The organism is Ensifer sp. 1H6 (assembly GCF_001976035.1).
Lineage (GTDB): Bacteria > Pseudomonadota > Alphaproteobacteria > Rhizobiales > Rhizobiaceae > Ensifer > Ensifer canadensis.
On sequence record NZ_MOAI01000013.1, the window covers coordinates 16,484 to 31,824 of the forward strand.

General features: G+C 60.3%; 17 protein-coding genes. 7 read left to right on the forward strand and 10 right to left on the reverse strand.

Annotated features, from left to right (window positions below):
* Positions 1-11 precede the first annotated feature (11 nt).
* Positions 12-1,397 carry a PLP-dependent aminotransferase family protein gene (locus BKP54_RS16630; RefSeq protein ID WP_084814579.1) on the reverse strand — a complete coding sequence of 462 codons (1,386 nt, stop codon included), beginning with the start codon at positions 1,395-1,397 and terminating at the stop codon, positions 12-14.
* A gap of 102 nt (positions 1,398-1,499) precedes the next feature.
* Between BKP54_RS16630 and BKP54_RS16635 the strand changes: the two genes are divergently transcribed.
* From BKP54_RS16635 to BKP54_RS16650, 4 genes are all read left to right on the forward strand, one after another.
* Positions 1,500-1,982: an Lrp/AsnC family transcriptional regulator gene (locus BKP54_RS16635; RefSeq protein WP_025431379.1), complete on the forward strand. Its 483-nt coding sequence runs from the start codon at positions 1,500-1,502 to the stop codon at positions 1,980-1,982.
* A gap of 119 nt (positions 1,983-2,101) precedes the next feature.
* Complete coding sequence (locus BKP54_RS16640; RefSeq protein WP_025431378.1) at positions 2,102-3,598, forward strand: NAD-dependent succinate-semialdehyde dehydrogenase; 1,497 nt, start codon at positions 2,102-2,104, stop codon at positions 3,596-3,598.
* Between the two features lie 48 nt (positions 3,599-3,646).
* The gene (locus BKP54_RS16645; protein ID WP_025431377.1) at positions 3,647-5,023 is read left to right on the forward strand and encodes an aspartate aminotransferase family protein; all 1,377 of its coding nucleotides are present in this window, start codon (positions 3,647-3,649) and stop codon (positions 5,021-5,023) included.
* Positions 5,024-5,034: 11 nt separating this feature from the next.
* Complete coding sequence (locus BKP54_RS16650; protein ID WP_025431376.1) at positions 5,035-6,105, forward strand: alcohol dehydrogenase family protein; 1,071 nt, start codon at positions 5,035-5,037, stop codon at positions 6,103-6,105.
* Positions 6,106-6,284: 179 nt separating this feature from the next.
* On the opposite strand, the gene BKP54_RS16655 is transcribed toward BKP54_RS16650, so the two are convergent.
* Complete coding sequence (locus BKP54_RS16655; RefSeq protein ID WP_025431375.1) at positions 6,285-6,674, reverse strand: RidA family protein; 390 nt, start codon at positions 6,672-6,674, stop codon at positions 6,285-6,287.
* Between the two features lie 166 nt (positions 6,675-6,840).
* Between BKP54_RS16655 and BKP54_RS16660 the strand changes: the two genes are divergently transcribed.
* Positions 6,841-7,434 (forward strand): TetR/AcrR family transcriptional regulator, encoded by a 594-nt coding sequence (locus BKP54_RS16660; RefSeq protein ID WP_025431374.1) that lies wholly within the window; start codon positions 6,841-6,843, stop codon positions 7,432-7,434.
* Between the two features lie 136 nt (positions 7,435-7,570).
* On the opposite strand, the gene BKP54_RS16665 is transcribed toward BKP54_RS16660, so the two are convergent.
* Complete coding sequence (locus BKP54_RS16665) at positions 7,571-8,968, reverse strand: MATE family efflux transporter (protein ID WP_084814580.1); 1,398 nt, start codon at positions 8,966-8,968, stop codon at positions 7,571-7,573.
* Positions 8,969-9,405: 437 nt separating this feature from the next.
* Here BKP54_RS16665 and BKP54_RS16670 point away from each other — a divergent pair, with 437 nt between their 5' ends.
* Entirely contained in the window at positions 9,406-11,352 is a 1,947-nt protein-coding gene (locus BKP54_RS16670; RefSeq protein ID WP_025431372.1) for a hypothetical protein, read from the forward strand.
* A 26-nt stretch (positions 11,353-11,378) separates the two neighbouring features.
* Entirely contained in the window at positions 11,379-11,597 is a 219-nt protein-coding gene (locus tag BKP54_RS16675; RefSeq protein ID WP_025431371.1) for a hypothetical protein, read from the forward strand.
* Between the two features lie 170 nt (positions 11,598-11,767).
* Here the strand turns inward: BKP54_RS16675 and BKP54_RS16680 are convergent, their stop codons facing one another.
* The 7 genes from BKP54_RS16680 to BKP54_RS16710 all read right to left on the reverse strand — a co-directional run bounded on the left by BKP54_RS16680 (position 11,768) and on the right by BKP54_RS16710 (position 15,328).
* On the reverse strand, positions 11,768-12,046 hold the full coding sequence (locus tag BKP54_RS16680; protein WP_025431370.1) for an HU family DNA-binding protein: 279 nt from the start codon (positions 12,044-12,046) through the stop codon (positions 11,768-11,770).
* A gap of 55 nt (positions 12,047-12,101) precedes the next feature.
* The gene (locus BKP54_RS16685; protein ID WP_025431369.1) at positions 12,102-12,395 is read right to left on the reverse strand and encodes a WGR domain-containing protein; all 294 of its coding nucleotides are present in this window, start codon (positions 12,393-12,395) and stop codon (positions 12,102-12,104) included.
* A 400-nt stretch (positions 12,396-12,795) separates the two neighbouring features.
* Entirely contained in the window at positions 12,796-13,044 is a 249-nt protein-coding gene (locus BKP54_RS16690) for a DUF982 domain-containing protein (protein ID WP_025431368.1), read from the reverse strand.
* A 101-nt stretch (positions 13,045-13,145) separates the two neighbouring features.
* Positions 13,146-13,550, reverse strand: coding sequence for a tRNA(fMet)-specific endonuclease VapC (gene vapC, locus BKP54_RS16695; protein WP_025431367.1), 405 nt, complete (start codon positions 13,548-13,550; stop codon positions 13,146-13,148).
* On the reverse strand, positions 13,550-13,780 hold the full coding sequence (gene vapB / locus BKP54_RS16700; RefSeq protein WP_025431366.1) for a type II toxin-antitoxin system VapB family antitoxin: 231 nt from the start codon (positions 13,778-13,780) through the stop codon (positions 13,550-13,552). The genes vapC and vapB overlap by 1 nt, the downstream gene beginning before the upstream one ends.
* A 153-nt stretch (positions 13,781-13,933) precedes the next feature.
* Positions 13,934-15,100, reverse strand: coding sequence for an MFS transporter (locus BKP54_RS16705; protein ID WP_084814581.1), 1,167 nt, complete (start codon positions 15,098-15,100; stop codon positions 13,934-13,936).
* Positions 15,101-15,112: 12 nt separating this feature from the next.
* Positions 15,113-15,328: a DUF1127 domain-containing protein gene (locus BKP54_RS16710; RefSeq protein WP_041693189.1), complete on the reverse strand. Its 216-nt coding sequence runs from the start codon at positions 15,326-15,328 to the stop codon at positions 15,113-15,115.
* Between the last annotated feature and the right edge of the window lie 13 nt (positions 15,329-15,341).

The window sequence follows — 15,341 nt, forward strand, 5'->3', positions numbered from 1 at the left end:
AGGCTTTCGCCTCAAATCGCAAGCAGAAGCGCTTCGGGATTTCCCATCGCAAGCGAGGCGACGATGCCGAGGCCCTGTCGCAATTCCTGCTCGGCGGTGGAGCCCAGCGATATGCGCACGGCCGGGCGCCAGCCGAGGTCCGAGGTGCGGAAGGAAGATCCTGGCGCAATCGCCACGCCACGCAGGCGCGCCTGCGAGACGAAGCCCTCTTCGGTATGACCCTCCGGCAGCGGCAGCCAAATATGCAGGCTCTGCGGATGCGAATGATAGTCGAGATTGCCGAGCGCCTCGGCGGCAATGGCGTGGCGGGCAGCCAGTGCCCGCCGCTGCCAGTCGACCAGCTCGATTGCCGTTCCATCGCTCACCCAATGCGTCGCGATCTCGGCGATTGCCGGTGTCGCCATCCAGTTCGAGACGAGATGCCGGTTGGCAACGGCAGCCACATAGCGATCGGGTGCAGCGAGATAGCCGATGCGCAGGCCCGGAACGGTGATCTTGGTGAAACTGGTGATGTAGAGCGTCCGCTCCGGCGCAAAGGCCGCGACCGGCTTTAGCCCCGCGTCGACGAGCGGACCGAGAATGTCGTTCTCGATGATCGCGATGTCATGACGACGGGCGACTTCGGCAAGGGCGGCGCGCCGCGCCTCGCTCATCAGCGTTGCCTTCGGGTTGATGACCGACGGCTGCAGGAAAATTGCGCGAATGACACCTTTTCGGCAGGCTTCGTCCAGGGCCCCAGGGATCATGCCGTCATGGTCGATCGGCAAGCCTTCGAGGTGGATGCCGAGATAGGTCGACAGCGGCACCAATGTATGGTGGCTCACCGCCTCGGTCGCAATTGTCGATCCGGGAGGCGCGACGCTCATCAGCGCCACCGTCATGGCCGATGTCGCGCCGTTGGTGAGGCTGACATTGAGCGGCGATATCTCCAGGCCACAGCGCGCAAGCCATTCAGCCGCCACGTTGCGATGACGCGGGAAGACCATATTGGGGCGGAAGGAGAGCGCCGAACTCGAGGGCAGATTTTCCGCAAGCCAGGCAAAAGCTCCCCGCATCTTCTGCAGATGGAGCTGCTCGCAGACCGGTTTGAGGATCGAAAGGTCGATCAACTCGCCCAGGCGCTCCGGCAGATAGGGGGGCTCAGGCTCCTTTGCCTGGGTCTGCACGAAGCTGCCGCGCCCGATTTCGCCGGACACAAGCCCTCGGCGGATCAGTTCGTCATAGGCGCGGCTCACCGTTTGAACCGACAGCGACAGCTCGTCGGCAAGGTTGCGATGGGTCGGAAGGCGCTGACCGTTGGATAGCTTGCCCTCCTGGATCGCACGCGCGAACTGTTCGGCCAACGAGAGGTAGGCCGGACGGCGGAGCTGGGCAGGGTCGGGGCGCCAATTTGTCATGATTTTACACTGCTGAAAATCAGGTCAATTGACAACGGCAAAATCAACACCCAATCTCTTTTTCCAGATTTGACATGAAACAGCACGCGCGAAAGCCCTGAAATGAAACTCGACGCCATCGACCTGCGCATCCTTGAGGCTGTCCAGGAGGACGGTCGCATTACCAAATTGGCGCTCGCCGAAAAGGCCGGGCTGTCGCCGACGCCATGCTGGATGCGACTTCGCAAACTGGAGAAGGCCGGCATTATCACCGGCTACCATGCCCGGGTGGCTGTGCGCCGCGTGGCGCCGGTGGCGAGCGTGATGATGGAAGTGACGCTCGGCAATCACCGGCAGGCTGACTTCGAGCGTTTCGAGCGCGCCGTCGCAACCATACCCGAGATCACCGCCTGCTGGTCGGTCGGCGGCGGCGTCGACTACATCCTGAAGATCATCGCGGCCGATATCGACGCCTACCAGCGGCTGGTCGACAGCCTGCTCGATCGCGAACTGGGGATCGACCGTTACTTCACCTACATCGTGACGAAGACCGTCAAGGAAGAAACCGTTCTCCCTCTGGTCGCATTGCTGCCGGCAGCACCCTAGACAATCTCTCTTTCCTCCGGCACGATTTCAGACCAAGTCTCTCTTGGCTGCTCGCTGAACAGACAATCTCTCGCCCATCCGCTGCCACTATCTCCTCAGCCCATGCCGAGGAGATGCCGATGGCCGCCGTTTTCGCCCGCACACCGTTTCACGACACGCTGAACCAGTTGGGAGATCGTCACCTGCTGCGCGAGCTTGCCTATGTCAACGGTCGCTGGACCTCGTCTCGCCAGGGCAAGAGCTTTGCGGTGACCGACCCGGCCACGGGCGGGACCCTTGCCTGGGTGGCGTCGCTCGATGGCGATGAAACGATCGCGGCAATCGACGCGGCAGACAGGGCTCTTGCCGGTTGGCGGGACATGCTTCCGCAGGAGCGCGCCGGCATACTGCGCAAATGGTGCGAACTGATGCTGGCTGCCAAGGACGATCTCGCTTTAATCATGACGCTGGAGCAGGGCAAGCCGATTGCCGAAGCACGCGGAGAGATCGACTATGCTGCGTCCTTTCTGGAGTGGTACGGCGAAGAAGGCAAACGCCTGAATGCCGAAAGCGTGACAAGCCACCTTGCCGGCGCCGAGATGATCGTGCGCCGGGAGGCGCTCGGCGCCGTCGGTATTGTCACTCCTTGGAACTTCCCGTCCGCCATGGTGACGCGAAAGGCTGCCGCAGCACTTGCGGCGGGGTGCACGGTGGTCGCCCACCCGTCCTGCGAAACGCCGCTTTCGGCGCTGGCGCTCGCCGAACTCGCCGAACGGGCCGGAATTCCAGCAGGCGTCTTTAACGTCGTCACCGGCGATGCTGCGACCATCGTCGGTCAGATGTGCGCGGACAAACGCCTGCGCGCCATGAGCTTTACCGGGTCCACCGAGATCGGCCGATTGATCGCTGGCCAATGCGCGCCGACGATGAAGCGCCTCGTCATGGAGCTTGGCGGACATGCCCCGCTCATCGTCTTTGCCGACGCGGATATCGAAAAAGCGGCCGACATCGCTATCAACGCCAAGTTCGCGACGTCCGGCCAGGACTGCCTGGCTGCCAATCGGATCTACGTCGAACGCCCGATCCTTAGGGCTTTCAATGCCGCGTTTGCGGCACGTATCGCCAAGCTGAACGTCGGGGGCGGTCTGGATGCCGGTGTCGACATCGGTCCGCTGATGCATGAGCGCGCTGTCGCCAAGGTCGAGGAACAGGTCGCCGACGCGCTGAAACGCGGAGCGACCCTTGTATCCGGCGGCAGGCGGCACCACGTGGGCGCGCTATTTTACGAGCCGACGCTGCTGACCGATGTTCCCGATGACGCGCTGATCATGCGGGAAGAGACATTTGGCCCTGTGGCGGCCGTCACTTCCTTCGACAGCGAGGCGGAGGTGATCGCCCGCGCCAACGACACGGACTATGGCCTGGTCGCCTATGTCGTCACCGAGAACGGAGCACGACAGATGCGGCTCGGCCGGGCACTCGACTACGGCATGGTGGCGATCAACCGGGTGAAGATCACCGGCGGGCCCGTTCCCTTCGGCGGCTGGAAACAGTCGGGTCTCGGCCGCGAGGGATCGAGACACGGGCTCGAGGCCTTCACCGAGCTCAAATATCTCTGCATCGACACCGCGGCCTGAAGTCGCTCCATCAACCAATCGAGACCGACAGCATAAGGACAAAAGACCATGCTCGACCGCAACAACGAACTGACCGCCTGGGACCGCGACCACTTCTTCCATCCGTCGACCCACATGGGCATGCATGCGCGCGGCGAGACCCCGACCCGGGTGATTGCCGGCGGCGAGGGCGTCTACATCACCGACGTCAACGGGCGGACCAGTCTCGATGCCTTTGCTGGACTCTACTGCGTCAATGTCGGCTATGGCCGTCAGAAGATCGCTGACGCGATTGCCGAGCAGGCAAAGAACCTGGCCTACTATCACGCCTATGTCGGGCATGGCACCGAAGCCTCGATCACGCTGTCCAAGATGATCATCGACCGGGCACCGGAGAGCATGTCCCGCGTCTATTTCGGGCTTTCCGGTTCGGACGCCAATGAAACCAACGTCAAGCTGATCTGGTACTACAACAACATTCTCGGACGGCCGGATAAAAAGAAGATCATTTCACGCTGGCGTGGCTATCACGGATCCGGCGTGATGACTGGATCGCTGACCGGTCTTGCGCTCTTTCACAACGCCTTCGACCTGCCACGCGCACCGATCCTGCACACGGAGGCACCCTATTATTTCCGCCGGCCCGACCGTTCGATGGACGAGGAGCAGTTCTCGCAATATTGCGCCGACAAGCTTGAGGAAATGATTGTCAATGAAGGGCCGGACACCATTGCCGCCTTCATCGGTGAACCGATCCTCGGCACCGGCGGTATCGTTCCGCCGCCGAAGGGCTATTGGCAGAAGATCCAGGCGGTGCTTGCCAAATACGACATCCTGCTAATCGCCGATGAGGTCGTAACCGGCTTCGGCCGTCTCGGCACGATGTTTGGCTCGGATCACTACGGCATGAAGCCGGATCTCATCACCATCGCCAAGGGGCTGACCTCCGCCTATGCGCCGCTCTCGGGAACGATCGTCTCCGACAAAGTGTGGCAGGTTCTGGTTCAGGGATCCGACGAACTCGGGGCCATCGGCCATGGCTGGACCTATTCCTCCCATCCGATCTGTGCTGCAGCCGGGGTCGCCAATCTCGAGCTGATCGACGAACTAGGCCTCATCGAAAATGCCGGTACGACCGGCGCCTATTTCCGCGAAAGACTCGCCGAAGCGGTTGGCGGCCACAGGCATGTGGGTGAGGTTCGTGGCGATGGGCTGATGGCAGCCGTCGAGTTCGTCGAAGACAGGGACGACCGTAGGTTCTTCGATGTGAGCCAGAAGATCGGCCCGCAGGTTTCTGCCGCTCTTGCCGAGCGTGGCGTCATCGGCCGCGCCATGCCGCAGGGCGATATCCTCGGTTTTGCCCCGCCGCTATGCCTGACACGGGATGAAGCCGATATCGTCGTGAAAGCCGCGACGGCGGCAATCGAACAGGTTCTCGGGCGCTGAGGGAGGCCGTCATGACCTTGATACCGACAACGATGAGCGCGGTGCAACTCGTCGGTCATGGCGGGCTCGACAAGCTCGTCTACAACGGCGCTGTCCCCGTGCCGGGGCCGGCCTCCGACGAGGTTCTGATAAGGGTGACGGCCTGCGGAATGAACAACACCGATGTCTGGGTGCGCCAGGGCGCCTATGGCACGGAGGACGACGCAGCGGCGGTTTCGACCTGGCGTCGCCAGGGCAACACCCTCACTTTCCCACGCATCCAGGGCACCGATGCCGTTGGTCGCATCGTCGCCACCGGATCGCGCGTCGATCCGGCGCGTGTCGGTGAACGGGTGATGGTGGATTTTTCGATCTACAACCGCGATGACGACAGCCTTGCCGACATCGATTACATGGGCCATGGCCGCGACGGCGGCTATGCCCAATATATGGCGCTGCCAGCGGAAAATGCCCATGTCGTCGATACCGATCTGACGGATGTCGAGCTGGCGACGTTCTGTTGTGCCTACCTGACGGCGGAACGCATGTTGGAACGGGCACGGCTGGTCGCCGGCGAGACCGTGCTGGTGACCGGTGCCTCGGGCGGCGTCGGTTCCGCCATTATCCAGCTGGCGCGGGTTCGTGGCGCGGTGCCGATAGCCATTACCAGCGCGGGTAAAGAGCAGGCCCTTCTCGATATCGGCGCCAGTGCCGTGGTCACGCGCGACAAAGGCGATCTCGTGGACGCAGTCACCAAAGCATCACAGGGCAAACCGATCGATGTCGTTTCCGATCTCGTTGCCGGCCCGATGTTCAACGATCTTCTGAAGGTGCTGAAACCGGAGGGTCGCTACACCACCGCCGGCGCGATCGGCGGCGCCGTCGTTCAGCTCGATTTGCGCACGATGTATCTGAAGCAGCTTGAACTGCACGGTTCAAGCCAGGGCACCCGGGCCGATTTCAGGCGCTTGGTTCGCTATATCGAAGAAAACAGAATCCGGCCGCTGGTCGCAGGCGTCTATCCGCTGCGTGAGTTTCATCGCGCCCAGACGGATTTCATGGCCAAGTCTTTTGTCGGCAATCTGGTTGTCGTTCCGGACTGAGGGCCGAATTCCTTCATGCTTGACAAATTCGAGAACGAGCTAGGCGGCCGGCGCCGCATGCGTCTCGAGCAGCAAGGCCGGCGAAACCATCGGACTTCACAATGTCGGAGTTGAGCCAATCTTCCATTGGTACCGCGACCGACTGTTAGAAATCTGTCCCACGATCGCGCCGGCTGAGCCTAGGGGATGCGGGCGATGACCTTGATCTCGAAGTCGAAGCCGGCGAGCCAATTGACACCGACTGCGGTCCAGTTCGGGTAAGGCGGCTTGCTAAAAATCTGTTGCTTGACGGTCATGATTGTTGCGAACTGGTTCTCGGGATCCGTGTGGAACGTCGTCACATCGACAAGATCGTCGAATGTGCACCCGGCCGCATTCAGCGTCGCCTTGAGGTTTTCGAAGGCCAGTTGGACCTGGCGTTCAAAGTCGGGTTCCGGCGTTCCGTCGCTACGGCTACCAACCTGGCCGGAGACGAACAATAGGTCACCGGATCGAATGGCGGCCGAATAACCGTGTTCCTCATAAAGAGTGTGCCGGTTTGCGGGAAAGATTGCTTCGCGCTCTGTCATCTTTGATCTCGCCTTGTTGTCATTTGACCGCATCCAATGAGCGGACGGCGACGCTTCAAGCGCTTTCCATGCCCACTCGTTTCATGTACGGTGCGTATGTGAAATAGCCGAAATGCGCCTCGTATGTCAAGTTCATATACGAGGCGTATATGAACTTGAGGGCAAGATGGCGAAACGGCGTGTCGAGACGATGGAGGAGAACCGCGTCAAGCTGATCGCGGCGGCGCGAAAAGCCTTTGCCGAAAAGGGATATTCCGCTGCTTCAATGGACGAATTGACCGCCGAAGTCGGCCTCACGCGAGGGGCGCTTTACCACAATTTTGGCGACAAGCGCGGCCTCTTGGCCGCGGTCGTCAACCAGATCGACTCCGACATGGCTTTGCGCGCGCAGGAGATCGGCGCCCGTGCGACAGACCCTTGGCAAGGCTTGCTGGCCGAGGGTGCCGCCTATATCGAGATGGCACTTGTCCCAGAAGTGCAGCGCATTGTTCTGCTCGACGGACCTGCTGTCTTGGGCGATCCATCGCAATGGCCGAGCCAGAGCAGCTGTCTTCAGGCGACAAAGCGCACAGTTGAGCGGCTGACCGCGCAGGGGATACTCAAGCCGGTGGACGCGGAAGCCGCCGCCCGGCTTCTCAGTGGCGCTGCGCTCAATGCCGCCCTCTGGATTGCCGCCAGCGACGATCCGCAGGGCGTACTGCCGAAGGCTGTCGCCGCTTTCCACGCACTGGCCACGGGCTTTCTCATGAAACCCGCGTAGGGTCCCGGGCCAATTCAATGGCGCGAAATTTGTGATTTTGGCGCCACGAAACTTCGCGTGGCACCGCACCACATCGCTCCCTTGCGTCATCACCAACCGGCAACGCTGCCGGCCTCATGTGGCCCCGCTTAGTTTCTCATACAGTTATCCTTTGGACCCTGAGCCCAAAGCCGCCTGCAGGGGCGGGGATCTTCAGGATTGGGATAAGGATCGCTGTCGCGAGGGTGGCCACAAGGCAGTCTGTGACCGGAAAGGCAAACCAGATCGCCGTGCTGTCGCCGAAGACCCCAAAGCAGACAATCAGCAGCGGGCTAAGCGCAAACGGCTTGACGAGCGTCAGCACCGCCGCTCTCCCAGGCTGGCCCACGGCCTGGAAATAAAGCGCGAACACCAGAATGGGCCCGGTAAAGAGATAAAGAGAAACCATCGGCCGCAGGATTGCGCCGACTTCTGCGACGACATGCGCATCCTGCGCAAAGCCCGCGCCGATCCTGCTGCTTGCGCTCAGCAAGATGAGTTCGACCGCGACGCAATAGAAAAACGCAACGCTTACTGCGAGGCGCAACATTCTGTCCGAACGCTGATAAAAACCGGCTCCGACATTGTTGCCGACGATGCTTTGCGTGGAGAGCGCGATCGCCATGATCGGCAAGAAGGCAAAGCTGAAAATGCGCATGACGATGCCATAAGCAGCAGCAGTGTCGGCGTAGCTGGCGCCGGCGGTCAGCCGCAATGTCGCGATCACCGTGGCCGCAACCAGTGCGATGCCGATGAAGCTCAGGCTCAGCGGCATGCCGAGGAGCACAATGGGCCGCCAGCCACCGGCCCAACTATGCGCCCCAAGCGAAGCGAGCGGTATCATCCAAACGCCGTGTAGCCGCATCCCGACCAGGAGTGCCAATCCAAGGGCCTGGGCCAGCGCCGTGCCCAACGCCGATCCGGCAATGCCAAGATCGAGCTCGACGATCAACACGTAGTTGAACGCGATGTTGGCGAAGGTTACCCCGACCGACATCAATGCCATCAGGCCCACGCGACCTTCGTTGCGGCAAGCATCCGCGTGCAACCCCAGCAGAAACTGCGCAGGCGTCGCGCAGATCATGATCAGGAGGTAGCGGTATGACATTTCGGCGATGTTGCCTTCGGTGCCTGCTATGTGGCCGGTGGCGATGCGCCCGCCCACAAGGAAGGCAAAGATCAGCACCAGCGCCATCATGAGCGCGAGACCGTGGGCCCGTGCAAATACTGCCGCCGCCATGTCTCGCGCACCTGCGCCTAGATGCCGGGCAAGCAGGCTGGACATGCCGCCGCTGACAAGCGTCGACAATGCGATGGTGACCATCACCGCTGGAAAGACGATGCTGACCGCAGCCAGGGCATCGGCACCGATGAAATGCCCGAGGATGGCGGCATCAACCACGGTCAATAGTCCGCTCATCATCATGACAAGCATCATCGGCAAAGCATTGGTAATAAAGAGCCGCCCGATCGGAGCGGTCAGGAACGGATTTTGTTGTGCGTGTCCGGACGACATCGCTCACTCCTCAAATGAGGCATTTCGCATTTGACAGGGAGCCTGCTTTGCCTACCGACGAAATGCTTCGAGGGTGAGAGGATGAGTATCGTCGGGCTTCACCGTGACTTGCGTCCGCAGGCGGCAGGTGCCCGATACCTTAGCCGAGCTTTATCCGCCTGCCGGTCCCGATGTCAAATTCTTAGATCTATCAAGGCGGCCGGTCCGGCGCTTCTCAGCCAGCGCGGCTTTGAACTTGTTCGCTGTGTTGACGCATCAGATCCGCTCCCCATTGGGCTGATTGTGACGTGGTGCTGCACTATTGATTGGGACAAATGTGCGAAGCTTTGAGACATTGAGAGTTCGCCGTTGCACTCTGATACTGTAAGTTGACTTCGGCATGATTTTCCCCCTACTTCAACTTAGGATCGTGTGGAAATCTGATAGAGGTCGAGCGATTGGATTCAGGCGGTGACCCACAGTCCACGATCTTCCGCCTGCGGACATTTGGCGGTCTGGAGTTGCTCGATGAGCATGGGCACGCCATCCCGTTCCCCGCAAAGGCGCTTGTGATCCTCGCCTACCTTTTTTCCACAGGCCGTCGGACCGCCACGAGAATGGAGGTTGCGGAGCTGCTTTGGGGCAGGGGAACGCCATCAGTCGCTTTCACCAATCTTCGCAGGTTGATCTCGCGGATCAGAGGTCGTCAATCCGAGCTCAATGTGCATTTTCTTGTTTTTTCGAACCATGGGATCGAGCTCAAGTCATCCTTGATCACCTGCGATGTTTCGTTGTTTGGGATGGCCGAGCCTGAAGGCTCTTTCGATGAACTCAAGGTGCTTGTTGATCGACTTCGATCGGCTTTTCTGCATAAAATCGACCTTCAAAATTCATTGTTTGACCACTGGCTAGCGCAGCAGCGAGAGCGTCAGCTGATAGCGCTCGATCATGCCATGCGGCTGATGGCATCTCTGGCCAACACAGCTGACCAGCGTGCCGTCGTCCAACAGGCCGCGCTGCTCGTCTTTCTCACGGGCTCAAACGACCAGATCGCACCCAAATTTCTGCTGCAGGCCTACGATGTGCAGGGAGAGGTTGAGCATCTCAGGCGCACGTTTGAACGGCGTAACGAGATGCTCGCATCCTGGATGAAGGAGAAACAATCGTTCCCGCCAGCCAAGATCGCGGCGCGGGCGGCAAATGTCGAGATAATCAATCCCGCTGAACTGACGGAACATTCAAGGCCTAGCCTGCCGCGCCTGGCGTTGCTCCCGCCCAGCAACTACAGCCGCGAACCCGCCGCAGCGATGATCGTGGCCTCGCTTCTGGAGGACATCACCATTGGCTTCTGTGTGCTGAATAGCGTTCAGGTACTGGCACCTTACTCCGCCCTGCAGATAAGCCGCAAAACTGAAGACCAGCTCGCGATGCTTGAGCATCATGGCCTGACCTATGTGCTCGAGACACGGTTGAGCGGGGTGGACGAGGCGCTTTCCTTGTTCACACAGCTCGTGTTTCTTCCCACGAGCGAGATTGTCTGGGCGGAGCGGCTCAGCCTTGATGGCGCGCGCTTCGCGCAAAACAGGCGTGACATATCCGGGCGCCTGGCACTTTCGGTCGCGAGCGAAATCGAGCGCCACAGGATCACGCGCTCCAATTTCGATCGGAACCCGGCCACGTATCACCGCTATCTGCTCGGACGGCAGTTCTTCGACCGCTTGACGCTGCCCAACCTGCGCCGTGCCCGAAAGGAGATGAAAGCGGTATTGCAGGAAAGCCCCAACTTCGCGCCGGCGCTCAGCTCGCTTGCACGAACCTATTCGGAGGAGTGGCTTCTGGCGGCGCGAGGCGAGGCGGATTTGCTCAAGTCGGCTGAGACCTATGCCTTGCAGGCCATTGAGACAAGCAGCGACATGGCGGATGGTTACCGCGAGCTTGGGGTGGCAAAGCTGCTGCAGGGTGCTCTCGACGAAAGCGTCGAGACTTTGCAACTGGCCGAGACGCTAAGCCCACACTACGCGGATATCATTGCCGACCATGCCGACGCCTTGGCCCACTGTTCGCGTCTGGATATCGCGTGTCGGACCATCGAGCGCGCCATCGAACTCAATCCCATAAGCCCGGATTCCTACCTGTGGACGGCGGCGGGCGCCTGCTACGGTCTCGGCCGTTTCGAGGCGGCGATTGGCTACATCGATAGAATGGCAGATGGCAGCCTCGCCGACCGGTTGGCGGCTGCGAGCTGGGCCATGCTCGGCCACCGCGACAAAGCACATGTGTTCGTTACCAGAGCACGAGAAACCCATCCCGACTTTGATGTCGAAAACTGGCTGTCGATCGTACCGATTAAGGAAAAATGGCACAAAGACATCTATCGTGAAGGTCTCAAGAAGGCAGGCTTCTAGACATAAAACCGAGCGGGGGAATGTGCATGGCAAAAGTTGCGATCTTAGGTTTCGCTGGCGAAGAGGGACTTTACATTGTTGACCTGGAGGCAGGGACCGTCGCGCCGATGACCGTGCCGGTCAAAGGCGCCCTTCAGACCGTCGTTGATCTCCAAAGGGCCGGAGGCACGGTTATCAAGGGCGTCAGCGTCGCGGTTTCCGTGACGTCGGCCGAGGACATCTCGAACGGCCGGTTCGACGGGTAGGGCGGTCCGGGTGGACGTCTTCACTGCGTTTGACGATGGTGCGCAGCGGCGGTGGCGCTTAAACGCGTGCGGCTGAGAAGCCCCATGGCATTGGGTTCTGCTGCTGCCTGGACGCAGAGCCTAAGCGGGTTCAGTGGCCCCGCCAGCAGGCGGGGCCAAAAGCTGCGACGTTACTTGTTGAGTGCGTCCTTCAGAGCCTTTGCCGGTACGAAGGACACCTTCCTTGCTGCCGCGACCTTGATGGTCGCTCCGGTTGCCGGATTGCGGGCTTCACGCTCAGGCGTGGCCTTGACCTTGAACTTGCCGAAGCCAGGCAGGGAGGTTTCGTTGCCGGAGACCGAAGCGGCGGAGATGGCTGCAAGCACGGATTCAACGACGGCTTTGCTTTGAGCCTTCGTCAGGCCATGCTCGCCGGCGATCTTTTCTGCGATTTCAGTTGTGGTGGTCAAAAGTTGTTCCTCCTCGTTTTTGACGAAAGGATACTTTGCCCGAATGGCGCCAATGTCATCGGTCTTGCGCAACAACACCCGCCTCCTCGGGTGATTTTCCACAGATTGCCTTGGCAACATAGCCTTTCGCCCTCTTTCTGCGGGCGATTTGGAGAAGGAGCGCAATGGCATCGGCCTCGGATGCGAAGTGATGGCTCATCTCCTGGCCGAGCGTACCGATGCGCCCCCAGGCGCGGATAAGGGAGATTTCGCCAAAGAGCGTCGGCTGTATCGAAAGCGCATAGTAGCGCGCCATGTTTCGGCTGGGATCTATCCGTTGAAAGTAGAGGTTGGAGCACTGCTGGGTCATGAACGCAGCATCGCGCGTCGGAGAATCCGCGTCCAATGAGAGTTTTGAATCGGTCGGGGCGAACCGATTCACGTCGTTGATGTGAAAGTTGGCGTCGCCGAGCCAAACCTCGACAGTTCCGCAAAATGTCGACCTGAAAGGCGTGGAGGCCGCGCCTGCGGCAGCAGGGCGCGGCCTCTTTGATAGTTGCTACACTAACCGCCCCGGGACGCCGGAGCTTGTGCACCCTGGATGGATTTCATGCCACTGGAAAAACGGCGGTGGAGCAGGCGAAGCAACCCTCAAGTGATGCACTGGTTATCCACAGATGCGAACAAGCTTAGGAACTTGTAATTTCGCGCGAAATTCACGGGCTGTGGAGAACCGCCCCGATCGTGAAATCAGGTTGCTTTCCGGCAACTCACGAGGAAATCTCGTCCTCCGCAATCGGGAATGAACATTCGATGGCCGCGCCAATGAAGGCCTTGCGCGACAGCCCAAGGCTCTCCCCGCGCTCGAGCGCGGCGTGGCAGCGATTTCTGGCCCGTTCGTAGAACCATCCGCCTTGCGGCCATTCACTTAGATACTGCAGCGCATCCTCTGGCCCGTTGATACACCGCTCACCTTCTGGACCGACCCTGACGGGGTGATCCCAATTGATACCTTGCATCTGCGTTGCCTCCGTTTCGCCGCAGAACGCTTATCTTGCAAGTTTGTTCCTTCCTCCGGCCAGGCTTTCGCGCCCCTGGCAATCGGGCATGCCTTCCATTGTCAGGTGGTCGCCCAGTCCTCAAGACGCAAGCCAGGCACTCTTTCCGATTCCCGTCCATTGTTGCTGACCAGGATCAGTCCCTGTGAGCGGGCATGGCCAGCAATCATTTGATCGTAAGGTCCGATTGGCTTGCCGGTCCTGGCCAGCTCGGCCCGGAGTTGGCCAGTGTGTGCTGCCGCCAAGCGATCAAAGTTCAGAACGTCGAGCCTCGCCGCAAATCCTTCAACGACGTTGAGATTTCGCTCCGGCATTGCCGATTTTTCAGCGCCGAAAATCAGTTCCATAAGAGTGATCGAACTGATGCAGAGCTGCCCCTGGTGGCGGTTGAAAGCCTCGCGAACAGGCTCTGGACGATTCTTGATCGTGAAGATGCAGATGTTGGTATCGAGCATGTATTTGAGCATCAGAACGTCTCGCGCTCTTGCTGCTCGGGCTGGTCACGATCCGCCATGAAGTCGGCGCTCGCCCGTTCGCCGTTGAACCAACTGTCCCAAGCTTCCCCGGCCGGGGTTATTATTCGAGTCCTTCCGACCGCCACGACATCGACTCTCTTGACATCGTCGGGTAGCGCCACGGCCTTCGGTAGACGGATCGCCTGGCTGCGATTGCTTTGAAATACGGAGCCCTGGTCCATCGATCACCTCTTGGGATATGGCTTAAGTATATCCCCATATAGGTTGTTGGCCGTGGATATGTCAATGGGATATGCCAGGCGGCGATCATGCTGACTCCCTATTGGTGGAACCCGGCTTATCGTCATCGACGCGGCATGAGGCAAGTGCCCGGATCAACCCCGTCGTCTCTCCGCCATCAGGAGAAAGGCCAGGACACAGCACAGCAGGCCAAGGGACAATGGCAATCCCTGATGTCCGATCAGTTGCATCGCCAGTCCTGTGACGGGCGAGCCCACGATGCCGCCGGTACCCCATAGGATCGCGAAGGCAGCGTTGCCGGCGATCAAGGCTTGACCGGCGAAACGCTCGCCGAGCTGGATCAGCGACATGGTGTAGATCCCGAACGAGACCCCGCCGCAGACGAAAACGAGCGGCCAGATGAGCCACGAGTTGAAGAACCACGGCAGCAACAGGCAGCCGGCCAGCGATACCACAGCACAGACCAGCATCGTCCGTCTCGAGCCAAATTGCTCTGCGACGCGCCCGAGCAGAATCTGCAACACGGCATTGCCTGCGATGAAGCAGGTAATGATCGAAGCAATGCGCTCTTCGGCACTGCCGAGTGCGGCCCCATAGACCGCGAACAGGGAAAGCAGGGTCTGCTCGAAAGCAGCGGCAGTGAAAACCGCGAACAATAGGAGCGGTGCCAGAGCGAAGAAGCCGCCGACCGATGTTGCCTCACCCTCATGCGGCATGTCCGGCAGGCGCGGCACGACCGCAAGCACAATCAGACCGCAGAGAAGGAAGGCGACGATGCCGATCATGAAGGGCGGCCAGCCCTGCGTGCCAACCAGCCCGAGCGACAGAGGGCCGATGGCGAAGCCAGCCGAAACGATCGATGAATAGAGGCCCATGATGCGGCCCCTGCGTGGCGCGGGCGTGATCGAGAGCAGCCAGGTTTCGCTGATCACGTAGAGCGGATTGGCGAAAAAGCCGAGCAGGAAGCGCAGTGGCATCCAAGTCCATACTTCTTGCGTCAAGCCAATCGCGATCAGGGTGAGCGCGGCCAGCATCGAACACAGGATCGCAAGCCGCGGCGCGCCCACCCGCCGGGTAAACGCGGGAATGAAAGGCGCGGATACAATGAAACCGAGCGGCGTCATCGCCGCCGACAGGCCGATCACGCCTGATGTCATTCCCTGCCGCTCCAGGATGAAGCTGAGCAGCGGATAGGTTAGCCCCTGTGCCACGGCGAACACCGTGACGGTCGCGATGATGCCCGCCATCGCGGCCCATGGGATCCGATCCTCGCGCGATATTGTCGTGCATTCGGTAATCATGAAGCATTCGCCTTATAAGGGATTTGATACTTGCCAGAAGGACTTGGCGATCTCTGCCTCGAACTGCTGTCTCGTCAGACCGATGTCATCGATCAAATGAGGATCGTCCTTCAACTTTTGCTCAAGTTCCCAGCGAAAGCGTATCCGCTCACCCCAGGTAGCGATGATGCTTCGCAAGGTCCCCAGGCTGTAGTGTCGGCGCGACACTTCCGCCGGTTCCACGGGCATTGCCGGCCACGCT